The organism is Sphingobium sp. MI1205 (genome assembly GCF_001563285.1).
In the GTDB taxonomy this organism is placed as follows: domain Bacteria; phylum Pseudomonadota; class Alphaproteobacteria; order Sphingomonadales; family Sphingomonadaceae; genus Sphingobium.
In genome coordinates, this window is sequence record NZ_CP005188.1 from 3145143 (window position 1) to 3166179 (window position 21037).

Consider the following 21037-nt stretch of genomic DNA (forward strand, 5'->3'; position numbering starts at 1 on the left):
GGGGAACGGCATTTCAGAAATCCGGCTTTTCATAATGGGGCGGCGGGGTGATCACCTCCATCCGTTCCGACAGCAGAGGACGGAAGGACGGGCGCGACTTGAAGCCTGCATACCAGCGCTTCACCGTCTCATGCCCGGCCCAGTCGATGCCGCCCAGATAATCCGCGACCGACAGATGCGCCGCCGCGGCAATGTCGGCCAGGCTCATGGTTCCGCCTGCCATCCAGCTGCGATGGTCCAGCAGGTAATCCATATAATCCATATGGACATTGGCGCGTTTCATTGCCTCGCGCAGCACCCTGGCATCGGGGGGCGCACGCTCGATCAGGCGCTTCTTCATCCGCTCGTGCAGCAGCGGCCCGACGACATCGCCATAGAAATTCTGGTCGAAAAAGGCGGTCAGCCGCCGCACCTCCGCCCGGCCCGCCGCCGTGCCGGAGATCAGCGGGAATTTTTCCACCGTCTCCTCGAAATATTCGCAGATCGCCTGGCTGTCGATCAGTGTGACGCCCTTTTCGACATCGACCATGACCGGCGTCGTGCCAGCGGGATTGAGGTCCAGGAATTCGTCACGCGCCTCCCAGGGCGATTCGCGCACCAGATCGTAGCCCACCCCCTTTTCGCCGAGCAGCAGGCGTATCTTGCGAGAAAAGGGACAAAGCGGGAATTGGAAAAGCTGCCACATAGGCTTCCTGTTAGGCGGAGCCAGCCTTCGCGAAAAGCGACAAAATCGCTCGCTCCTGCTAAATCCAGGGGCGATAATGGTGGAAACTTTGGCGGCGCGTGCGCGATCCTGGCTTCCGGTGACCGGATACAGCCTCTAGAGGGTCTGATGATCGCAAAGGAAAGGATGCCCGATGTCTGATGATTTTTTCCCGGTACCTTCGGAATGGGCCGCTTCAGCGTTGCTCGACCGGGACGGACGGGAGACGGATTATCAGCGATCGATCCAGGATTCTCATGCTTATTGGCTGGATCGGGCCAGGCGGCTCGACTGGGCAACCTTCCCGACCAAAACCGATGAAAGCAGCTTCAATGAAGCCGATTTCGGCGTCAAATGGTTTGCAGACGGCGTCCTCAACGTCAGCATCAACTGCATCGACAGGCATCTTGCCGAGCGCGGCGACCAGACCGCGATCATCTGGGAACCGGATTCGCCCGATGCGGAACCGCGCCGTTACACCTACAGGCAGGTTCATGAAGAGGTCTGCCGCTTCGCCAATGTGCTGAAGAGCGCGGGCGCGAAGAAGGGCGACCGTATCACCGTCTATCTGCCGATGATCCCGGAGGCGGCCTTCGCCTTGCTCGCGTGCGCCCGCATCGGTGCGATCCACAGCGTGGTCTTTGGCGGCTTCTCACCCGAAGCGCTCGCCGGCCGCATCATCGATTGCGATTCCACCCTCGTCATCACCGCCGACGAAGGCTGCCGCGCGGGCAGACAAGTGCCGCTCAAGGCCAATGTCGATGCCGCGCTCAAGGATTGCCCGAGCGTTGACAAGGTGGTGGTCGTGCAGGCGACCGGCGGCGCCGTGACCATGCAGGAAGGCCGCGACCTCTGGCTGCATGAGGAAGCCGCCAAGGTTTCCGCCGATTGCGCGCCCGAACCGATGAATGCGGAAGACCCGCTGTTCATCCTCTACACTTCCGGCTCGACCGGCAAGCCCAAGGGCGTGCTGCACACCACCGGCGGCTATCTGCTCTGGGCCAGCCTGACCCACGAACTCTGCTTCGATTATCGCCCGGGCGACATCTACTGGTGCGCCGCCGACATCGGCTGGGTCACGGGCCACAGCTACATCGTCTATGGCCCGCTGGCGAACGGCGCGACCACGCTGATGTATGAAGGCGTGCCCAACCATCCGACGCCCAGCCGCATCTGGGAAGTGGTGGACCGCCATCAGGTGCAGACGATCTTCACCGCGCCCACGGCGCTGCGCGCGCTGATGAAGGAAGGCGACGAATTCGTCACCAGGACCAGCCGCAAGTCGCTGCGCCTGCTGGGCACCGTGGGCGAACCCATCAATCCCGAAGCCTGGCGCTGGTATCATCATGTCGTGGGCGAGGATCGCTGCCCGATCGTCGATACCTGGTGGCAGACCGAAACAGGCGCGGCGATGATCGCGCCCATGCCCGGGGCGACCGACCTCAAGCCCGGCTCGGCAACGCTGCCCATGCCCGGCGTGGTGCCACAGATCGTCGATAGCGAGGGCAAGGTGCTGGACGGCGCGGCGGAAGGCAATCTGGTCATCGCGCAAAGCTGGCCCGGCCAGATGCGCACGGTCTGGGGCGATCATGAGCGCTTCTTCCAGACCTATTTCACCACCTTTCCCGGCAAATATACGACCGGCGACGGGGCGCGCCGCGACGCGGACGGCTATTACTGGATCACCGGCCGGGTCGATGACGTCATCAACGTCTCCGGGCACCGCATGGGCACCGCTGAAGTCGAAAGCGCGCTGGTGCTGCACGAAGCCGTGGCCGAAGCCGCCGTGGTAGGCTTTCCCCACGACATCAAGGGGCAGGGCATTTACGCCTATGTGACGCTCAACGCCCATGAGGAGCCGAGCGACGAGCTGCGCAAGACGCTCGTTACCTGGGTGCGTACCGAAATCGGGCCGATCGCCACGCCCGACGTCATCCAGTTCGCGCCGAGCCTGCCCAAGACCCGGTCGGGCAAGATCATGCGCCGCATCCTGCGCAAGATCGCGGAAGGCGAGGTTTCCGCGCAGGCTCTGGGCGACACCAGCACGCTCGCTGACCCGTCAGTGGTGGAGAATCTGGTCGCCAACCGTCAGGGGTAGCCGAAGCGGTCGATAGCGGTGCCTTCGCCCGCGACATGCTGGGGCGCGGGCTGGGGTGACTTCAACATGATGTTGAAATCCTAAGCACCTTGGCTTATATCAACTTGGCAAATGTCACGGGCTTTTGGCCTTCGATACTAGAACCCCCGCTATTGCCGTAGCGGGGGTTCGCTCGTTTGGAGGCGCGTTGCCGCGCGCCTCCGCCCGTCGCACATCCTATTTGGAGCGCGAAACCTCCACGATCTTGAGAACCAAGGTCGCAAAGGCGATCATCACTCCAAGAGCGATGATCGCATCTGCAAATGACACCTGCTTTCTTCTCCTCCGATACGCGGCAACATCGCCGCGCACTGGCTATAAAAGGAGAAGGTTGCCGCCGCTATTAAACCTTTCGATTTAAACCATTTCGCCGATCAGCAACTTGGGCAGCGCGCCGGATTCCCCGCGCGCTTCGGCCATGAAGCGGTTCTTGAGCACCGACGTGCGCTGCACCGCCGCCAGCCCCGCGCGACGGACCAGCGAAGGAAGGCGGCCCGGCACGTCGAACAGCCGGACCAGCCCGTCCATCGCCACGCTGACCGACATGGCGTCCAGTCCGCGCCAGCGCTGATAGCGGGCCAGCAACTGCGCGTCGCCGGGGTCCAGCCCCAACCGCATTCCTTCGACCAGCACTTCAACCAGCGCCGCGACGTCGCGGAAGCCCAGATTAAGGCCTTGCCCCGCGATCGGGTGGATCGCATGCGCGCTGTCGCCCACCAGCGCCAGCCGCGTGTCAGTGATCCGCGCCGCATGATGAAAGCCCAGTGGATAGCTGGACCGTGGCCCGGCGAGCGAAATCTCGCCCAGGAACCCGCCCATCCGTTTCTGCGCCTCCGCCAGCCACGCCCGCTCGGAAAGCTTGAGCATCACCGGCGCCTGCTCGGTAGGCACGGTCCACACGATGGCGGATCGGGTGCCCGGCAGCATCGGCAGCAGCGCGAAGGGACCGCCGGGATAGAAAATCTCGTAAGCGGTGTTGGCGTGGGGCACCTCATGGTCGATCGCCGTCACCATGGCCGTATGCTTATATTGCCAGCGCGTGGTGCGAATTCCGGCCGCTTCCCGCGTGGGACTGTTGCGCCCCTCCGCTGCCACCAGCAGCGCGCCGTGCAACACCGCTCCGCTCGCCAATGTCAGCGTCACGCCATCGGAATTGCGATCGACATGGGTTGCGCGGTCGGGCTGGAAACGGTTCAGCTTCTCCGCCTTTTCCGCCGCTTGGGCCAGTGCGATGCGCAGCTCGCGATTGGGGAACATGGTTCCCATCACGCCGTCATCAGGGTCGGGCGCAAAATCGAGCGCACCCGGCTCCAGCCCATCGCTCACCCAGATCCGGTCGATGGGGCAGCCCTTGCCTTCCAGAAAGGCGGTGACGCCGATTGCCGACAGCATGGCGTGACTGGTCGAGCTGATGGCCGAAACGCGCCCGTCAAAGCCCACTGCGCTTGTTTCCACCGGATCGGCCGGGTCGATGACGGCGCACCGCACGCCATGACCCGAAAGAGCGATGCCAAGGGTCAGCCCAACCAGACCCGCGCCCAAGATGACCACATCAAAATTTTGCATGCCGCCTGTCTAGGCGTTTGGGAAGGAATTGGGAAGCGCCAGCCCACTGCCAATACTCCGCTCGTGCTGAGCTTGTCGAAGGGCCTTTCTACCTCAAATCCGGCGACGGGCTTCGACAGGCTCAGCCCGAACGGGGCGACAGTCCCTACAGCTTGCGCACCCAGCCAGCCGGGTCGGCCACGCTTCCGCGCTGGATGCCCGTCAATTCGGCCCGCAGCGCTTCGGTGACGATCCCGCCGTCGCCGTTGCCGATGGTGAAATCGCCCTCGGCACTCTTCACCGTGCCGATGGCAGTGACGACTGCCGCCGTGCCGCAGGCAAAGGCTTCGCGCAGCTTGCCGCTGGCCGCATCCGCGCGCCACTGGGCAAAGCTGTAAAGTTCCTCGCGCACCTCATGCCCCTTGGCACGGGCGAGAGTGATGATGCTGTTGCGGGTGATGCCGGGCAGGATCGTACCCGACAGCGGCGGCGTGACGATCGCCCCGTCATCCATGACGAAGAAGACGTTCATGCCGCCCAGTTCCTCGACCCATTTATGTTCGGCCGCGTCCAGGAAGACGACCTGATCGCAGCCATGCCGCGTCGCTTCCGACTGCGCCACCAGGCTGGCGGCGTAATTGCCGCCGCACTTGGCCGCGCCCGTGCCGCCCTTAGCCGCGCGGGTATAATGTTCGGACACCCACAGCGTGACCGCCTTCTTGCCGCCCTTGAAATAGGCGCCTGCAGGCGAGGCGATGACGCAGAAGATATATTCCGCCGCCGGGCGCACGCCCAGGAAGCTCTCGCTCGCGAACATGAAGGGGCGCAGGTACAGGCTGCCCTCGCCGCCCGGAATCCAGTCGGCGTCGATCTTCACCAGTTCCTCGACCGCCTCCAGGAAAACATCCTCAGGCAGGACCGGCATCGCCATGCGCTCGGCCGATTCGGCGAAGCGGCGGGCATTTTCCTCCGGCCGGAACATGGCGATGCTGCCATCTTCCCGGCGATAGGCCTTCATGCCTTCGAAGATTTCCTGCGCATAATGCAGCACGGCACAGGCAGGATCGAGTTGGAACGGCTCGCGCGGGCCAACGACATGGCTATGCCATCCCTGTCCCTCGGTGTAGCGAATCGTCACCATATGGTCGGTGAACAACCGCCCGAAGCCCGGATCTTCCAGCAATATTGCGCGCTGGTCAGCCGATACAGCCTTGCTGCTCGGGATGACGGTAAAGCGCGACTTCTGCTGGACGTCCATAATCTATGCTCCTTCGGGGTAGGACGGGGCCGCCTATGTCACAAACGGCTGGATGAGACAATTGGTCATTAATACTGACCAATTTATTTCAGCGGCGAAAGGGCCGCTGCGATTTGGCTGGCATCTTGGCGCGGGGCGGCGCGGTCTCTATCCCGCGTCCATGCATTATTTTTCCGACAATGCGACGCCCGTCTGCCCGGATGTGATGGCCGCCATCGCCGCCGCCGATCAGGCCGATCATGGCTATGACGGCGACGCGTGGAGCGCGCGGCTGGACGGTGCATTTTCGGACCTGTTCGATGCGCCCGTCCGCGCCCTGTGGGTCACCACCGGCACCGCCGCCAACAGCATCGCGCTGGCCTGCCTCTGCCCGCCCTATGGCGGGATATTCTGCCATGAAGAATCGCATATCGTCGTCGATGAGTGCGGTGCGCCCGGCTTTTACACCCATGGCGCGACCCTGATGGCCCTGCCCGGCGAAGGCGCAAAGCTGTCGCCGGTCATTCTGGTCGAGCGGCTGAAGGCGATCCGGCCCGATGTGCATCAAGTTCCCGCCCGCGCGATCAGCATCACCCAGGCGACTGAATATGGCCTGGCCTACACGCCCGATGAGGTCGCGGCGATCGGTCAGGTCGCGCGCGGCCATGGGCTTGGGCTGCACATGGATGGCGCGCGATTCGCCAACGCCATCGCCTCTCTGGATTGCCATCCCGGCGATGTCACATGGCGCGCCGGCGTGGACATCCTGACCTTTGGCTGCGTCAAGAATGGCGGCATGGCGGGCGAAGCATTGCTGTTCTTTGGGCCGCAGGCGGACGCGCGCGTGGCGGAGGCAGCCCGCTGGCGCAAGCGCGGCGGCCATTTGCTGTCCAAGGGCCGCTACCTCGCCGCACAGATACTCGCGTTGCTGGAAGACGGCCTCTGGCTTCGCAACGCCCGCTCCGCCAACGCCGCAGCAACAGCATTGGCGCTCTCCGTGCCGACGCGCCTGCTTCATCCGGTTCAGGCGAACGAACTGTTCATCCGCCTGTCGCCCAAAGAGGCCGCCAGCCTGCGCGCGCAAGGGTTCGACTTTTACGACTGGGGCGAAGGGGCCGCGCGCCTCGTCACCAACTGGGCACAGGACGCCGCCAGCGTCCGCCCGCTCGCCGATGCGCTGAAGGCACTGCCGTGAACGGCCAGGAAGCGAAGGGCGGCGTGGTGCTGCCCTTCCTGCTCGTGGTCGTCATCTGGAGTTCCACCTGGATCGTCATTCGCGACCAGCTCGCCGCGGTCCCGCCCAGCTGGTCGGTTTGTTACCGCTTCCTGCTGGGCGCGGCGGGCATGGCGCTGTTCGCGCTTGCGCGGCGCGTACCCCTGCGCCTGCCGCCAGCCGGCATTGCCTTTGCCGCGCTGCTCGGCCTTGCGCAGTTCGTCCTCAACTTCAACTTCGTCTATCGCGCTGAACATTATCTGACGTCCGGCATCGTCGCGACGGTCTATGCACTGCTGCTGATCCCCAACAGCATCATCGCCTGGATCGCCTTTCGCCAGCCGGTCAGCCGCGCCTTCATCACTGGCTCGATCGTGGCGATCGCGGGGATAGCGTTGCTGCTGCTGCGCGAATATCGCGCCGCCCCGGTATCGGCTGACGCCGTGCTGGTGGGCATCGTCCTGAGCGTCGCGGGTCTGCTGAGCGCATCGGCCGCCAATGTGATGCAGGGCATGCAGATCGCCCGCCGCCTGCCGATGGCGACCGTACTTACCTGGGCGATGCTGATCGGCAGCATGATCGACGCGGCCTATGCCTGGGCGACAGTCGGCCCGCCGGTGATGGAATGGCGCGCGGGCTATCTGCTGGGCATTGCATGGCTGGGGATCGCCGGGTCGGTCATCACCTTCCCCCTCTATTTCCAGCTCATCCAGCGCGTAGGGCCAGGCCGCGCCGCCTATACCAGCGTGCTGATCCCGGTCATCGCGATGCTGATATCAACCGTGCTGGAGGGCTATCGCTGGACCACGCTCAGCGCGGCGGGCGCGCTGCTCGCCGTCGGGGGCATGGTGATCGCGCTGCGGGCGAAATCCGCTTAACGGCGCAGGCCCGCCTCATAATGCCGCTTGGCCGCATTCACGCGGTCGATCAGGCTGGCGAGCGACTGCGGCGCGCAGGCCGCACGTTCCGGCGTCGGCAGGCGGCTCATCCGCAGGCTGAGCGCGGCGAATTGGCGGTCTATCGATTCCATGGATGATGGTCCCTGCAAAGCTGTGGGACCACCCATCGCGGCATTTGGTTAACGCGGCGTAAGCAACGCGCCGAACCGTGTCAGCCCGCTTGTGCAAGGCAGGCGGCAAGCCCCTCGCGGTAGGTCGGATAGCGCGGGGACCAGCCCAGCAGCCGCTTGGCCCGCCCATTCGCAACCCGCCGGTTCTCGGCATAGAAGGACCGCGCCATCGGCGACAGCCCCGCCTGTTCCAGTGTCAGCAGCGGCGGCTCGGGACGGCCCAGCATCGCACAAGCCGCTTCGATAAGGCGGTTTTGGGCGCAGGGCAGATCGTCGGAAAGATTATAAATCCCCGGCGGCCCGTCGAACGACGCGACGATGCCCGAAACGATGTCATCCACATGGGCGCGACTGAACACCTGATCGGGCAGGTCGATGCGATGCGCGCGTCCCTCCCGCACCCGATCCAGCGCGCTCCGGCCCGGCCCGTAAATACCCGGCAGGCGAAACCGACGCATGTCGGGACGCAGCGCGCCCCAATCGGCATCCGCCCGCACCCGCGCCCCGCGCCGCCCGGATCCGGTAGGGCTGTCTTCATCCACCCAGGCCCCCGAAGCATCGCCATAAACGCCCGTGGAGGACAGATAGCCGGTCCACAGCGCGGGCGCTGCGGCGATCGCAGCGCCATAGCGGGTCAGCACGGGATCGGCCTCGCCCTCGGGCGGCACGGACGAAAGGATATGGGTAGCGCGGGCAACGGCGGCGTACACCGCGCTCTCGTCATCAAAGGCGATCGCCTGCGCATCGGCGGCGCGTCGCACGCCGGTAACCTGCCAGCCCTGCGCATGCAGCCGCGCTGCAAGGCGGGAGGCAGTGTAGCCCATGCCCAGGATCAGCATATGGGGCATAGAGCCAGCCTTCCGGATTAAACGGTAAAGCTCTCGCCGCAGCCGCAGCTGCCCTTGGCATTGGGATTGTTGAAGACGAAACCAGCGGTGAAGTCATCCTCCACCCAATCCATCGTCGACCCGACGAGATAGAGCACCGAACCGCCGTCAATGTAGAAGGTGCCGCCGGGCGTCTCGATCTTCTCGTCAAACTTCGCTTCCTCGGTCACATAATCGACCGAATAGGCAAGGCCCGAACAGCCACGGCGCGGCGTGGACAGCTTGACGCCGATCGCTCCTTCGGGCGCCTTGCCCATCAGTTCGGCGATACGCGCCTCAGCGCTAGGCGTCAGGATGACGGCGGCGGGGCGGGCGCGGGTCTTGGTCTCAATGGTCATCAGAGCATTCCCAGTTCAAGCTTGGCCTCGTCCGACATTTTCTGCGGGTCCCATGGCGGATCCCAGACAAGGTTCACCTGCGCGTCCCCCACGCCGGGCACAGCGCCCACGCGCAATTCGACTTCGCCCGGCATCGATTCAGCGACCGGGCAGTGCGGCGTCGTCAGCGTCATGGTGACGACCGCATGGCCGTCCTCCGTCACATCGACGCCATAGACCAGGCCCAGGTCATAGATGTTGACCGGGATTTCAGGGTCGTAAATTTCCTTCAGCGCGTCGATGATCGCGTCATACAGGCTGCCGCCCGGCTCGCCCTTGGGCGTTTCGGCGGGACCGGCGCTCAGGAATCCGTCCAGATAGTCGCGCTGGCGGGGGGCGGCCTCTGCCACCTCCTCGACGCGCGCCTTGGGCGGCATGTCCACCGCTTCGACTTCTTCCACCAATATCTTGCGCTCTTCGCTCATCCGAAGATTTTCCTCACTCGCTCAAGTCCCAGGACCAGCGCATCCACATCGCTGTCGTCGCTATAAATGCCGAAACTGGCCCGTGCGGTCGCTTCGACGCCCAGATGGCGCATCAGCGGTTGGGCGCAATGATGTCCGGCGCGGATCGCGACGCCCGTTTCATCCAATATGGTGCCCACATCATGCGGATGCACCCCCTCGACCTCGAAGGAGAGGATTCCGGCGCTATCCTCCGGCCCGAAGACACGGACGCTGTTCAGGCTTTCCAGCGCCGCGCGCGCCTTGCCCACCAGCGCGCATTCATGGGCGTGGATCGCGTCAAGCCCGATGCCCCGCACATAGTCGATCGCGGCGGACAGCCCGACCACGCCGGTGATGTGCGGCGTCCCCGCCTCGAACCGGGTCGGCGGCGGCGCATAGGTCGTCTTTTCGAACGTCACCTTGTCGATCATCGATCCGCCCCCCTGATAAGGCGGCATGGCGTCCAGCAGTTCCTTGCGGCCCCACAGCACGCCGATGCCGGTCGGGCCATAAAGCTTGTGCGCGGAAAAGACGTAGAAATCGCAATCGAGCGCCTGCACATCAACGCCAAGGCGCGGCACTGCCTGACAGCCATCGATCAGGATCTTTGCACCGACCATGTGCGCAATGTCGGCGGCGCGGCGCACGTCCAGCACGCTACCCAGCACGTTGGATACATGGGCCAGCGCGACCATGCGATGCTGCGGCGTGATCATCCCGCGCATCGCGTCCAGATCGATCTTGCCGTCCGTGGTCAGCGGCACGACATCGATATGTGCGCCGACTTTTTCCGCGACGATTTGCCACGGCACGATATTGCTGTGATGCTCAAGGCAGGACAGCAGGATGCGGTCGCCTGCCTTCAACTGCGTCCCCGCCCAGCTTTGCGCGACAAGGTTGATCCCTTCTGTCGCACCCCGGACATAGACGATCTCACTGTCCGACTGCGCGCCGATGAAGTCTGCAACCTTGTGCCGCGCCGCTTCATAGGCCAGCGTCATGTTCGCCGACCGCTCATAGACGCCGCGATGCACCGTCGCATAGTCCGGCCCATAGGCGCGGGCGATGGCGTCGATCACGGCATTGGGCTTCTGCGCGGTGGCGGCACTGTCGAGATAATGCCAGTTGCCGACGCCGGGAAATTCATCCCGCAACCGCAGCCCTTGGGCCAGTTCCGTCATACCAGCGCCTCCAGCTTGGCGATCGCCGCCGCTTCCAGCCTGTCCTTCGCCGCTTCGTCGGTGACATCGTCGAACACGCCAGCGACAAAGGCCTTCAGCAGCAGCGTCTTGGCCGTCGCCGGGTCCATGCCGCGCGACGCCATGTAGAACAGCGCCTGCTTGTCCAGTTCGCCAACGGTCGCGCCATGGGCGCACTTGACGTCATCGGCGTAGATTTCCAGCTCCGGCTTGGCGTTCGCCGTCGCCGTGCGGTCCAGCAGCATGGCCTTCACCGACTGGAAGGCATCCGTGCGCTGCGCATCGCGCGCGACGTTGATACTGCCCAGATAGCTGCCGGTTGCACGCTGCCCCAGGATCGACCGGATCGTCTGCCCGCTGGTGGCGTCAGGCTGGGCATGGGTGACGGAGGTGATGATCTCTAGCACCTGATCCCCGCCGCCGATGATCGCGCCGTTCAGCTCGAAATGGCTGCCCTTGCCCAGCGTCACGGCAAAGGTCACGCGCCCCAGCTTGCCCCCGACATTGAGCACATGAAAGTCGCACCGCGCCCCGTCAGCAATGGTGATGACATAATCATGCACCGCCACCGCCCCATCGCCTGCGTTCTGCAACAGATGATGGCGCGCGGTTTCACCTTCGGGCACATCAATCCGCGTCGGCGCAGGCAAAGGCCAGACAGAGGCGACAGCCTCCAGATCGCTGTAGCGCCATTCTTCCTGACGGCGGGTCGGCAGAGCAAGAGCGGTCACGCGGCGACCACCTCGGCCCCGACTACCTCGGCATAGCCTTCGCGCTCCAGTTCCAGCGCCAGTTCCGGCCCGCCCGATTTCACGATCCGGCCACCCGCCAGCACATGCACGAAGTCCGGCTTCACATAGTCCAGCAGCCGCTGATAATGGGTGATCAGCAGCACCGCCTTGTCGGGCCGCCGCATGATCGCGTTGATGCCCGCGCCCACGATCTTGAGCGCGTCGATGTCGAGCCCCGAGTCGGTTTCGTCCAATATCGCCAGCTTGGGATCGAGGATCCCCATCTGCACCATTTCGGCGCGCTTCTTCTCACCGCCAGAAAAGCCGACATTCACCGGCCGCTTGAGCATCTCCATGTCGAGACCCAGCAGCGCCGCCTTTTCCTTGGCAAGGCGGATGAACTCGCCGCCGTTCAATTCCTTCTCGCCCCGCGCGCGGCGCTGCGCATTGAGGCTTTCGCGCAGGAATTGCAGGTTGGAAACGCCGGGTATCTCGACCGGATATTGAAAGCCAAGGAACAGCCCGGCGGCGGCGCGCTCATGCGGCTCCAGCTCGAACAGGTCCTTGCCGTCGAAGGTCGCGCTGCCGCCCGTCACTTCATAATTGGGGCGGCCGCCCAGCGTATAGGCCAGCGTGGACTTGCCCGCGCCGTTCGGCCCCATGATCGCATGGATCTCGCCCGGATTGATGGACAGCGACAGACCCTTCAGGATCGCCTTGCCGTCAATCTCGTTAGTCAGCTTCTCGATCGTCAGCATGTATTCAACCCTTATGCGCGCGCTGAAGCGTCCGCGCGGTCCAGAAGGCCATGTCCCGCACATCGCCCGGCGCGGGGAACAGCGTGTCGATATGCCGCTTGATCGGCATATATGGCCACCAGTCCGCACCCGGTTCAGGCGATCCCTTTTCCAGCAATCCGGTCACGAATTCGGTCACCGGCCCCATGCGGGCGAGGTTGGGCGCCTTCGCCTTGTGAAACGCCTTGTCGGTCCGCAGCTTCTCGGTAAAGGCTACGTCCCCGGCTTCAAGCGCAGCACGGCACTCCGCCTGATAGGCGTCGAGATCGCCGAAATCCTTGCGGGCGCGCTCTTCCAGCTCGCCCTCTTCCAGCTCATAATCCTCGGTCAGGATACGGATCGCGGCGGTCCATGACTGGCCATTGCCGACATCTTCCGCGAAATCGGCCAGGGCATCCTGAATATCGTCTTCGTCGCTCAAAATTCTCTTCCCTGGTATCTTTGGGGGCCTCAGCCCACCGATCCTTCAAGTGAAATGCCGAGCAGCTTCTGTGCCTCGACCGCGAACTCCATCGGCAGCTGTTGCAGCACTTCGCGCGCAAAGCCGTTGACGATCAGCCCGACCGCGCTCTCCGCATCCAGCCCGCGCTGCATCGCATAGAACAGCTGGTCGTCACTGATCTTGCTGGTGGTCGCCTCATGCTCGATCTGGGCGCTGGGGTTGCGCACTTCGATATAGGGCACGGTATGCGCGCCGCACTGGTCGCCCAGCAGCAGGCTGTCGCACTGAGTGAAGTTGCGCACGCCCTCCGCACCCGGCGCGACGCGCACGAGACCGCGATAGGTGTTGTTGCTGCGTCCTGCTGAAATTCCCTTCGACACGATGGTCGATCGCGAACCCTTGCCGTTATGGATCATCTTGGTGCCGGTATCGGCCTGCTGCATGTTGTTGGTGAGCGCCACCGAGTAGAATTCGCCCACGCTATTCTCGCCGTTCAGCACGCAGCTGGGATATTTCCATGTAATCGCGCTGCCGGTTTCCACCTGCGTCCAGCTGACCTTGCTGTTCTTGCCCTGGCACAGCGCCCGCTTGGTCACGAAATTATAGATGCCGCCCTTGCCGTTCTCGTCGCCCGGATACCAGTTCTGGACGGTCGAATATTTGATCTCCGCATCGTCCAGCGCGACCAGCTCGACCACGGCGGCGTGCAGTTGGTTCTCGTCGCGCATCGGCGCGGTGCAGCCTTCCAGATAGGAAACATAGCTGCCCTCGTCCGCGACGATCAGCGTGCGTTCGAACTGCCCGGTATTCTCCGCATTGATGCGGAAATAGGTGGAAAGCTCCATCGGGCAACGCACGCCCTTGGGGATGTAGACAAAGGTGCCGTCGGAAAAGACCGCGCAGTTCAATGTGGCGAAATAATTGTCGTGCATCGGCACGACCTTGCCCAGCCACTTGCGGATCAACTCCGGATATTCGCGCACCGCCTCGCTGATCGAACGGAAGATGACCCCCGCTTCCTCCAGTTCCTTGCGGAAAGTGGTGGCGACGGACACGCTGTCGAACACTGCATCGACGGCAACCTTGCGGCTGCCCTTGACCCCCGCCAGCACTTCCTGCTCGGCGATGGGAATGCCCAGCTTCTGATAGGTCGCCAAAATCTCCGGATCGACCTCGTCCAGCGAATTCAGCTCCGCCTTTTTCTTGGGCTCGGCATAATAATAGGCGTCCTGATAATCGATCGGCGGCACGTTGAGCTTGGCCCAGTCGGGCGCTTCCATCGTCTGCCACAACCGGAACGCCTTCAACCGCCATTCCAGCAGCCATTCCGGCTCCTTCTTCTTGGCCGAAATGAAGCGGACCGTATCCTCGTTCAGCCCTTTGGGCGCGAAATCCTGTTCGATGGCGGAGGACCAGCCATGTTCATAGGTGGAGGCGCGTGTCGCCGCCTCATGCGCTTCCAGGTTGCGGATGGTGGTGGTCTCTTCGGTCATAGCGCGGTTTGTTTCTCGACTTCATCGGCCGGAAGCAACGCCTCAGGCGGCGTCAAGGGGCTCGAAACGAACGGAGGTTGGGGCATGTCTTGTGTCAGGCTGGCGATCGTGACGCCTGCCAGCGCCAATCGGATCGCGTCATTGGCCACGTTCATATGCGGCCGGACGCGGCACTCCTGCTCCAGCAAACAGTCATGCGCGCCATGTTCGGCGCAGGCGGTCATGGCGATCGGCCCTTCTACCGCTTCGACCACATCGGCGAGCGTGATAGTCGCTGGCGGTCGTGCCAGCCTTACCCCGCCGCCCGTACCACGGCTCGATTCCAGCAGCCCGGCGGCCGACAGGCGGCTCACCAGCTTCTGCGCGGTGGGAAGCGGGATGCCGGTTTCAGCCGCCAGCGTGGTCGCATTCATCCGCGCCGCGCCGCAATGGCGTGCGGCGGCGGACATCAGCACCACGGCATAATCTGCGAAACTCGACAGCCTCATATCGACAAAGCGCCCTGCGTTGCGAACCATTCTCAAATCGGATCGAATCAATCCGATTACTCATGTGGTCGCGCGGCCCCTCGGAATCAAGCCATTTTTGCGCAGATTGGCAGATCAGCTGAAGCGGTTCAGCACCGCTACGTCGCCGCCCAGCGAACGCCGCAGCAGCGTCAATTGCGCCACCGCGGTCGGCTCTGTCTGCAACTGGTGCGGGGTCAATCCAATGAAATGCTTGATCTCCCGGATAAAATGGGACTGGTCGTAAAAGCGCCCGTCCTCGCATAATTCCTGCCAGCTATGGCCGTCCAGCGCGATGCGCGCGCTGCACCGAAGCGCTCGATATTTCCGCGCGAGCAGCTTGGGCGGGCAGCCATAATAGCGGTTGGTCAACCGTGCGAGTTGACGCGGCGACAGCCCGGTCCGCTCGACCAGCGCCTCGATCCGCGGCGATCCTTCGCCCATCAACCAACCATCCACCGCTTCCAGCAGCCGCCAGGTCGTATCGGGCAGCGGAGCCACCCATTGGTCCAGCGCGGACCAGCAATGGTCCGCGACAACCTCCGCGTCATCGACGGTTCGCAACCGGGACAGCAATGCCGCAAGCGCGCCCTCATGTTCGATGCTCAGGTCGCGCAGCCGGTCCGCCAGCGCGCTGGCATCACCCCCTTCCAGGCTCACCCAGCCCGCAGGCAGGAGCGACACGCCAATGACGTGGGCAGGGCCATCCAGTTCAAAACGCGTCGCGCCCAGCGTCGGACCCAACAGGCAGACTTCAGGCGTCGGCTTCGTCTTTCCATCGTGGAAATGATAATTGCCGCTGCCCTGCACCATGAAGCGCAGCTGCGGCACATCGGCACGGGTCACATCCGAATAATGGCTGGCGCTTTCGGTGAAGATATACAGCGATCCGAAATAAGCCCGCAAATGTTCGGGAGGCGCGAAATAGCGTAGTCGTACCGGCCCCTGTGCCGCTTCTACCATATAGGAAAGCGGCGTCTCCGCGCTATTTGACGAAATGCTTTGCATCCCCCCGGACGGCCTGTCGCGATATAGCCCCATATTCACCCCTGCCGCCTACTATGAAGCTTCTTTCCGCCCGCGCAAGAGCGATGGAAGGGAGAGAGGATTTTTTACGAACCGCTTCGCAAAAAAATGACCCGGCGGTTTTATCCGCCGGGTCAGTAAAAGGTCTCGTCAGCCAAATGGCTTAGAGCCTTCGGGTCGCAGGACTCTCATAAGTCCGAATCGGAGAAGGATGATTGGATGGATCGGACATGAGCCGGTCTGAATCGGGACGATTCTGCTCCAAATGGCGTTCCAGATCCCCTTCCCGAGCAGCTGTTGCGTTCTTGCCACAACGACTCGACGGCGGCCTTACGCGCTGGCATAGCGCGCGCCATGTTCTACAGCCTCGTCCGCCCCCTGTTCTTCGCTCTCGATGCCGAACGCGCGCATCATCTTTCGATCGCGCTGCTTCGCCTGATGCCGAACCCGGCCCCGGCCCGCCCGGATCCGGCGCTGGCGCAGACAGTCGCGGGCATCCACTTCCCCAATCCGGTCGGCCTCGCTGCAGGATATGACAAGGAAGGGCTGGTCGCCCACAAGATGCACGGGCTGGGCTTTGGCTTTACCGAGCTGGGAACGCTGACCCCGATGCCGCAGCCGGGCAATCCCCAGCCGCGCCTTTTCCGCCTGGTCGAGGATCGCGCGGTCATCAATCGCATGGGCTTCAACAATGGCGGCCTCGCAGCGGCGGCCGAACGCGTCGCCAAGCGCCGCCGTCCGGCAGGGGACGGCCCCGCGCCCGTGGTCGGCATCAATATCGGCGCGAACAAGGACGCGGCCGACCGGATCGCCGATTATGTGACCGGCGTCACCTGCATGGCGCCGCTTGCCGACTATCTGACGGTCAACATCTCATCGCCGAACACGCCGGGCCTGCGCGCCTTGCAGGATCGCGCCGCGCTCGACCAGCTGCTGGGGGCCGTCATGGCCGCGCGGGGTGCCGACAAGACGCCCATCTTCCTCAAGGTGGCGCCGGATCTGGAGCCGGCCGATATCGAAGATATCGCCGCCGCCTGCCTCGACCATCGGGTCGACGCGCTGATCGTGTCCAACACCACCATTTCCCGGCCAGCGCTCCGGTCTCGGCATGCAGGGGAAAGCGGCGGCCTGTCCGGCGCGCCGCTCACGGACCTTTCGCTCCAGCGGCTACGCGATTTCCGTGCAATATTGGGCGATCGCCTGCCGCTGATCGGCGTCGGCGGCATCGCCACGGCAGAGCAGGCCTATGCCCGGCTGCGCGCCGGGGCCAGCCTGATCCAGCTATACAGCGCGCTGGTCTATGAAGGGCCTCATCTGCCCAGGCGGATCAATGCGGGCCTCAAAAAGCTGATGGCACGCGACGGCTTCACCCATATCGGCCAGGTCATCGGCATCGACGCCTGATCTGAAGGACTTGCAGCGCGGGGGACGGACGATAGGGTGGCGCGCATGACGTTCCGCCTCGCCACGCTGCTGGCCCCAATCGCCCTCGCCCTCCTGCCCGCCGCGCCGCTTGCAGCGCGGGAGCCGGTCGCGCTCAACGCCACCGTGTCCGCCGCCGACCCGCGCGCCGCCGCCGCCGGACAGGAGATGCTGCGCCGGGGCGGCAGCGCCACGGATGCGGCCATCGCCATGATGCTCGCCCTCAACGTCGTCGAACCCCATAATAGCGGCATCGGCGGGGGCGGCTTCCTGATGCACCATGATGGCGAGACGGGCCTGCTCGAATCGCTCGACGGCCGCGAAACCGCTCCGGCAGCGGCGCGGCCCGATCGTTTCCTCGGCCCGGATGGCCAGCCGCTCTCCTTCCGCTCGGCCTGGCCCGGCGGCTATTCGGTCGGCGTGCCGGGCAATCTGCGCCTCGCCTGGGAAGCGCACCGCAAATGGGGCAAGCTCCCGTGGGCCACCCTGTTCGATCCGGCGATCCGCCTCGCCGAAGACGGTTTCGAAGTGCGCCAGCGGCTCGACACCGCGATGAAGGCGGTGGCCCCTGTCTGGGCCGACTTCCCGGAGATCCAGAAATATTTCTGGATCGACGGCGCGCCCGCCCCCATCGGCACGACGCTCAAAAATCCGCCGCTCGCCGCCCTGTTCCGCCGCATCGCCGCAGAGGGGCCCGACGCCTTCTATATCGGCGAAATGGCGCGGACGATCGCCAGCACCGTCACCAATGCGCCCAAAAATCCCGTGCCGATGACGGAGGCCGACCTTGCCGCCTATCAGGTGAAGACCCGCAAGCCCGTCTGCGGCCCGTATCGCGCCTACACCATCTGCGGCATGGGTCCGGCTTCATCGGGGGGCGTCACCGTCCTCCAGATATTGGGCATGGTCGAACGCTTTCCGCTGGGGCAATGGGGCAAGGACGATGCCCGTTCCTGGCACGTCATCGGCGAAGCCATGCGCCTCGCCTATGCCGACCGCGAAACATGGCTGGGCGATCCCGACTATGTATCCGTGCCGATCGCGGGCCTTATCGACCCCACCTATCTCAAGCAACGCTCCGCCCGGATCGCGCTAGGCCGCGCGCTCAACGACTATCGCCCCGGCACGCCGCCGGGTGCACAGCCGCGCACCACCGCCCAGCCGCAACCGGAAAGCGGCACCAGCCATTTCGTCGCGGTCGACCGCAATGGTGACATCGCCGCCTGGACGTCCACCATCGAAAGCTTCTTCGGCAGCCAGCTGATCGCGAATGGCGTCATCCTGAACAATGAACTGACCGATTTCAGCTTCACGCCGGAAAAGGACGGCGCGCCCGTCGCCAACCGGGTGGAGCCGGGCAAGCGCCCCCTTTCCTCCATGTCGCCGACCATTGTCTATGATGCAAAGGGCACGCCCGTCTTCACCGTTGGCGCGGCAGGTGGGCGCACCATCATCATGCAGGTGGCAAAGGCGCTGATCGCCCATTTCGACTGGGGCCTGTCAGCACAGGATTCGATTGCGCTCGGCCTGCAATTCTTCAACGCCAACGGCCTTGTCCTCGAAAAGGGCACGACGCTGGAAAAGATGAAGGATCCGCTCGAAGCCTGGGGCCATAAAGTGACGATTGCCCCCATGGGCCTCAAGGCCAACGCGGCTGAACGCACGCCCGACGGCCACTGGCAGGGCGCAGCCGATCCGAGGAGTCCGGGCGTATCATTGCAGGAGTGATGCCCGCAGTTCCTCTGTTCTCCGTCACCCCAGCGAAGGCAGGAGTCTCAGGCCGGATGCCGCGCCCTCTCCCAAGATCCCAGCTTCCGCTGGGATGACGGTCCTCCAGCACCGCGTCACTGCTTCAAATCCAGCCCCGCCACATTGAACGCAAAGGGAAAACTCTGGTCCTTTGGCCCCACGACCAGATCGACCTTCACCACCTTGTTGCCCTGCACCGCTTCATAAGCCCCGGCGGCGGGAAGCACGGCAATCCCATCCTTGTTCTCGGTCATCCGCCCGCGCCACTCATGGCGCTTGCCATCGTCGGTCGTCGCCGTGACGCGGCAGTCGGACAGGTCGCAGCTGAATGGCGCGCCGACCAGCTTCACCGTCACCTCGCCACCGCCCTCAGGCGTCGGCTGCACCAGCAGAACGGAAAATGTGTCCTCCGCCGTCATGGTCGGCACGCTGTTGGCGCTGCCGATATAGGCGAGCGTCGCCTTGCTGCCTTCGCCGCCCTCATATTTCCACTGCTGGCCGATCTGATCGCGCTGGGTTGGGCCTTTATCCTCGCCCGAACAGGCCGCGATCAGCCCAATCGCCGCCAGCGCCATAATGCCGCGCATCGCGCGTCTCCCTTGTCCGTTTCGCATACGTAAAGGAGAACGCGTATTGGGCAGGAGGTTTCCGCCCTAGCTGTAGCGGTCCGCGGTCTGGCGGATAAGCGCGATCATATTGGGGATGCCCTGTGTCCGATTGGAGCTGAGCTGATTCTTGAGGTCGAACGGCGCAAGCGCCCCTTCGATGTCGGCGGCGCTGATCACGGCGGGCGTCTGGTCCTGCACGGTCAACAGCACCAGCGCGATGATCCCCTTGGTAATCGCCGCGTTGCTGTCGGCCAGGAAATGCAGCCGTCCATCGTCAAGCACGGTGGGATAAACCCACACCGCCGCCGAACAGCCCCGCACCAGCGTCGCGTCGGTCTTGAGCGCGTCGGGCATCGGCTCCAGCGCGCGGCCCAGGTCGATCAGCAACCGATAGCGGTCATCGGCATCCAGAAATTCATATTCTTCCTGAAGATCGGCAAGGGCGGGCACATCGGTCATGCCATCGCATATAGGCGGAAAAGCGGCGTGCGAAAGCCGCTTTTCCTCTCAAATATCCACGCCCGCCGCGATCGCCTCCAGCTTGCGGATGCGTTCCTTAAGGTCCGCCACCTCTATCCGCGCGTTGGCCGAAGGCGGCGTCTCGCCACCCGCTCGCCCCAGCTCCGCGCGCTTCAGCTCAAGCCATCCGCTCCAGCCCCGCAACGCCGCCAACGCAACGATCGTCAGCGCCAGCAGCCCGCTCAGCGCCAGGATCATCATCGAAACAGGCTCGCTCATCCCGTCCCTCCTCAATTACGCTCAGCGCAGGCTGTCGATCTCGTCCGCCAGACGGCGGTTACGGCTGGTGTAGAAAGCCTCGATGTCCGCCAGCCGCCGGTCGATGTCGCGGAATTTGGACCGGACGTCGCGCGCCGATCGCGCCGGGTTGGACCGCACGCCCTGCCAGAATTTCTCGTCATCCCGGTCGGAATAAAGGCCCGCGGGCTTGTTCTCGGCGAAATAGGCGGCGGCGAAATAGGCGATCAGCGACCAGGGAAAGGCGCCCATCAACGTGACCAGCACCGCGCCGACCCGGACCCACGTCACATCGACGCCGGTATAGTCGGCAATGCCGGCGCACACGCCCATCCATTTGCCATTCTGCTTGTCGAGGTAGAATTTGGTGCGGCGGGCAGCCATGTCAGTTCCTCCCTTGGAGATTTTGGCGGTCGAAATCGTAGCCGTCGTCCTGCGGCGGGCGCGATGGACGGAAATCGGTGCGGAAATCAGGCCGGAAATCAGGGTTATCGGCCGCGACGATCCGCTCGACCGTCTGCAACCTGTCCTCCAGCCGCCGGGCGAGCAGGTGCAGCTCGTCCAGCAACTGCTCATCCTCATCGGTGATCTTGGGCGACTGCCTCCACTTGGTCGTATAGTGCAGGATCAGCCAGGGCATGCCGATGAACAGCATGCCCACTATGGCGATCGGGACGATGATATCTTCCATCAC

General features: G+C 64.1%; 24 protein-coding genes. 5 read left to right on the plus strand and 19 right to left on the minus strand.

The features are described from left to right. Positions 1-13 precede the first annotated feature (13 nt). On the minus strand, positions 14-685 hold the full coding sequence (locus tag K663_RS15565; RefSeq protein WP_062119544.1) for a glutathione S-transferase family protein: 672 nt from the start codon (positions 683-685) through the stop codon (positions 14-16). Between the two features lie 172 nt (positions 686-857). On the opposite strand from K663_RS15565, the gene acs reads away from it, so the two are divergent. Next, the gene (acs, locus tag K663_RS15570; RefSeq protein WP_062119547.1) at positions 858-2801 is read left to right on the plus strand and encodes an acetate--CoA ligase; all 1944 of its coding nucleotides are present in this window, start codon (positions 858-860) and stop codon (positions 2799-2801) included. A 396-nt stretch (positions 2802-3197) separates the two neighbouring features. On the opposite strand, the gene K663_RS15575 is transcribed toward acs, so the two are convergent. Next, on the minus strand, positions 3198-4406 hold the full coding sequence (locus K663_RS15575) for a UbiH/UbiF/VisC/COQ6 family ubiquinone biosynthesis hydroxylase (RefSeq protein ID WP_062119550.1): 1209 nt from the start codon (positions 4404-4406) through the stop codon (positions 3198-3200). A 145-nt stretch (positions 4407-4551) separates the two neighbouring features. Then, positions 4552-5643 carry a branched-chain amino acid aminotransferase gene (locus tag K663_RS15580; RefSeq protein ID WP_062119554.1) on the minus strand — a complete coding sequence of 364 codons (1092 nt, stop codon included), beginning with the start codon at positions 5641-5643 and terminating at the stop codon, positions 4552-4554. Positions 5644-5803: 160 nt separating this feature from the next. Between K663_RS15580 and K663_RS15585 the strand changes: the two genes are divergently transcribed. Both K663_RS15585 and K663_RS15590 read left to right on the plus strand, forming a co-directional pair. After that, on the plus strand, positions 5804-6817 hold the full coding sequence (locus K663_RS15585; RefSeq protein ID WP_062121067.1) for a threonine aldolase family protein: 1014 nt from the start codon (positions 5804-5806) through the stop codon (positions 6815-6817). Beyond that, positions 6814-7713, plus strand: coding sequence for a DMT family transporter (locus K663_RS15590; RefSeq protein WP_062119557.1), 900 nt, complete (start codon positions 6814-6816; stop codon positions 7711-7713). The genes K663_RS15585 and K663_RS15590 overlap by 4 nt, the downstream gene beginning before the upstream one ends. Here K663_RS15590 and K663_RS24680 read toward each other — a convergent pair. From K663_RS24680 to K663_RS15640, 11 genes are all read right to left on the minus strand, one after another. Then, positions 7710-7865, minus strand: coding sequence for a hypothetical protein (locus tag K663_RS24680; protein ID WP_201026647.1), 156 nt, complete (start codon positions 7863-7865; stop codon positions 7710-7712). The genes K663_RS15590 and K663_RS24680 overlap by 4 nt on opposite strands. A gap of 80 nt (positions 7866-7945) precedes the next feature. Next, positions 7946-8752 (minus strand): NAD(P)-dependent oxidoreductase, encoded by an 807-nt coding sequence (locus tag K663_RS15595; RefSeq protein ID WP_062119560.1) that lies wholly within the window; start codon positions 8750-8752, stop codon positions 7946-7948. 17 nt (positions 8753-8769) lie between these two features. Next, the gene (locus tag K663_RS15600) at positions 8770-9129 is read right to left on the minus strand and encodes a HesB/IscA family protein (RefSeq protein ID WP_062119564.1); all 360 of its coding nucleotides are present in this window, start codon (positions 9127-9129) and stop codon (positions 8770-8772) included. Then, a complete protein-coding gene (locus K663_RS15605; protein WP_062119567.1) occupies positions 9129-9593 on the minus strand; it encodes an SUF system Fe-S cluster assembly protein in 465 nt (154 codons plus the stop codon). The genes K663_RS15600 and K663_RS15605 overlap by 1 nt, the downstream gene beginning before the upstream one ends. After that, positions 9590-10795, minus strand: coding sequence for a cysteine desulfurase (locus K663_RS15610; protein ID WP_062119570.1), 1206 nt, complete (start codon positions 10793-10795; stop codon positions 9590-9592). The genes K663_RS15605 and K663_RS15610 overlap by 4 nt, the downstream gene beginning before the upstream one ends. Continuing rightward, on the minus strand, positions 10792-11544 hold the full coding sequence (locus K663_RS15615) for a SufD family Fe-S cluster assembly protein (RefSeq protein WP_062119572.1): 753 nt from the start codon (positions 11542-11544) through the stop codon (positions 10792-10794). The genes K663_RS15610 and K663_RS15615 overlap by 4 nt, the downstream gene beginning before the upstream one ends. After that, entirely contained in the window at positions 11541-12302 is a 762-nt protein-coding gene (gene sufC / locus K663_RS15620; RefSeq protein ID WP_062119575.1) for a Fe-S cluster assembly ATPase SufC, read from the minus strand. Before sufC ends, K663_RS15615 begins: the two co-directional genes overlap by 4 nt. A 4-nt stretch (positions 12303-12306) precedes the next feature. Further along, entirely contained in the window at positions 12307-12762 is a 456-nt protein-coding gene (locus K663_RS15625) for a hypothetical protein (protein WP_062119577.1), read from the minus strand. 29 nt (positions 12763-12791) lie between these two features. Further along, entirely contained in the window at positions 12792-14276 is a 1485-nt protein-coding gene (gene sufB, locus K663_RS15630; RefSeq protein ID WP_062119580.1) for a Fe-S cluster assembly protein SufB, read from the minus strand. Then, entirely contained in the window at positions 14273-14764 is a 492-nt protein-coding gene (locus K663_RS15635) for an RrF2 family transcriptional regulator (protein ID WP_062121070.1), read from the minus strand. Before K663_RS15635 ends, sufB begins: the two co-directional genes overlap by 4 nt. A gap of 114 nt (positions 14765-14878) precedes the next feature. After that, entirely contained in the window at positions 14879-15823 is a 945-nt protein-coding gene (locus K663_RS15640) for a helix-turn-helix domain-containing protein (RefSeq protein WP_062119583.1), read from the minus strand. A 339-nt stretch (positions 15824-16162) separates the two neighbouring features. Between K663_RS15640 and K663_RS15645 the strand changes: the two genes are divergently transcribed. Both K663_RS15645 and ggt read left to right on the plus strand, forming a co-directional pair. Then, the gene (locus K663_RS15645; RefSeq protein ID WP_062119586.1) at positions 16163-17212 is read left to right on the plus strand and encodes a quinone-dependent dihydroorotate dehydrogenase; all 1050 of its coding nucleotides are present in this window, start codon (positions 16163-16165) and stop codon (positions 17210-17212) included. Positions 17213-17257: 45 nt separating this feature from the next. Then, a complete protein-coding gene (gene ggt / locus K663_RS15650; RefSeq protein WP_062119589.1) occupies positions 17258-18958 on the plus strand; it encodes a gamma-glutamyltransferase in 1701 nt (566 codons plus the stop codon). A gap of 116 nt (positions 18959-19074) precedes the next feature. On the opposite strand, the gene K663_RS15655 is transcribed toward ggt, so the two are convergent. The 5 genes from K663_RS15655 to pspB form a co-directional block, all read right to left on the minus strand. After that, positions 19075-19566: a hypothetical protein gene (locus K663_RS15655; RefSeq protein WP_062119592.1), complete on the minus strand. Its 492-nt coding sequence runs from the start codon at positions 19564-19566 to the stop codon at positions 19075-19077. Positions 19567-19632: 66 nt separating this feature from the next. Further along, a complete protein-coding gene (locus tag K663_RS15660) occupies positions 19633-20046 on the minus strand; it encodes a SufE family protein (RefSeq protein WP_062119595.1) in 414 nt (137 codons plus the stop codon). 48 nt (positions 20047-20094) lie between these two features. Continuing rightward, positions 20095-20325 (minus strand): hypothetical protein, encoded by a 231-nt coding sequence (locus K663_RS15665; protein WP_062119599.1) that lies wholly within the window; start codon positions 20323-20325, stop codon positions 20095-20097. A 21-nt stretch (positions 20326-20346) separates the two neighbouring features. After that, the gene (gene pspC, locus K663_RS15670; protein WP_037465381.1) at positions 20347-20727 is read right to left on the minus strand and encodes an envelope stress response membrane protein PspC; all 381 of its coding nucleotides are present in this window, start codon (positions 20725-20727) and stop codon (positions 20347-20349) included. Between the two features lies 1 nt (position 20728). Further along, positions 20729-21034 carry an envelope stress response membrane protein PspB gene (gene pspB / locus K663_RS15675; protein ID WP_062119602.1) on the minus strand — a complete coding sequence of 102 codons (306 nt, stop codon included), beginning with the start codon at positions 21032-21034 and terminating at the stop codon, positions 20729-20731. Between the last annotated feature and the right edge of the window lie 3 nt (positions 21035-21037).

Bases quoted from the DNA above. Each gene is read 5' to 3' on its own strand.
- K663_RS15565 (WP_062119544.1), bottom strand. From the start codon at position 685: ATGTGGCAGCTTTTCCAATTCCCGCTTTGTCCCTTTTCTCGCAAGATA.
- acs (WP_062119547.1), top strand. From the start codon at position 858: ATGTCTGATGATTTTTTCCCGGTACCTTCGGAATGGGCCGCTTCAGCG.
- K663_RS15575 (WP_062119550.1), bottom strand. From the start codon at position 4,406: ATGCAAAATTTTGATGTGGTCATCTTGGGCGCGGGTCTGGTTGGGCTG.
- K663_RS15580 (WP_062119554.1), bottom strand. From the start codon at position 5,643: ATGGACGTCCAGCAGAAGTCGCGCTTTACCGTCATCCCGAGCAGCAAG.
- K663_RS15585 (WP_062121067.1), top strand. From the start codon at position 5,804: ATGCATTATTTTTCCGACAATGCGACGCCCGTCTGCCCGGATGTGATG.
- K663_RS24680 (WP_201026647.1), bottom strand. From the start codon at position 7,865: ATGGAATCGATAGACCGCCAATTCGCCGCGCTCAGCCTGCGGATGAGC.
- K663_RS15595 (WP_062119560.1), bottom strand. From the start codon at position 8,752: ATGCCCCATATGCTGATCCTGGGCATGGGCTACACTGCCTCCCGCCTT.
- K663_RS15600 (WP_062119564.1), bottom strand. From the start codon at position 9,129: ATGACCATTGAGACCAAGACCCGCGCCCGCCCCGCCGCCGTCATCCTG.
- K663_RS15605 (WP_062119567.1), bottom strand. From the start codon at position 9,593: ATGAGCGAAGAGCGCAAGATATTGGTGGAAGAAGTCGAAGCGGTGGAC.
- K663_RS15610 (WP_062119570.1), bottom strand. From the start codon at position 10,795: ATGACGGAACTGGCCCAAGGGCTGCGGTTGCGGGATGAATTTCCCGGC.
- sufC (WP_062119575.1), bottom strand. From the start codon at position 12,302: ATGCTGACGATCGAGAAGCTGACTAACGAGATTGACGGCAAGGCGATC.
- sufB (WP_062119580.1), bottom strand. From the start codon at position 14,276: ATGACCGAAGAGACCACCACCATCCGCAACCTGGAAGCGCATGAGGCG.
- K663_RS15635 (WP_062121070.1), bottom strand. From the start codon at position 14,764: ATGAGGCTGTCGAGTTTCGCAGATTATGCCGTGGTGCTGATGTCCGCC.
- K663_RS15640 (WP_062119583.1), bottom strand. From the start codon at position 15,823: ATGGGGCTATATCGCGACAGGCCGTCCGGGGGGATGCAAAGCATTTCG.
- K663_RS15645 (WP_062119586.1), top strand. From the start codon at position 16,163: ATGTTCTACAGCCTCGTCCGCCCCCTGTTCTTCGCTCTCGATGCCGAA.
- ggt (WP_062119589.1), top strand. From the start codon at position 17,258: ATGACGTTCCGCCTCGCCACGCTGCTGGCCCCAATCGCCCTCGCCCTC.
- K663_RS15655 (WP_062119592.1), bottom strand. From the start codon at position 19,566: ATGCGCGGCATTATGGCGCTGGCGGCGATTGGGCTGATCGCGGCCTGT.
- K663_RS15660 (WP_062119595.1), bottom strand. From the start codon at position 20,046: ATGACCGATGTGCCCGCCCTTGCCGATCTTCAGGAAGAATATGAATTT.
- K663_RS15665 (WP_062119599.1), bottom strand. From the start codon at position 20,325: ATGAGCGAGCCTGTTTCGATGATGATCCTGGCGCTGAGCGGGCTGCTG.
- pspC (WP_037465381.1), bottom strand. From the start codon at position 20,727: ATGGCTGCCCGCCGCACCAAATTCTACCTCGACAAGCAGAATGGCAAA.
- pspB (WP_062119602.1), bottom strand. From the start codon at position 21,034: ATGGAAGATATCATCGTCCCGATCGCCATAGTGGGCATGCTGTTCATC.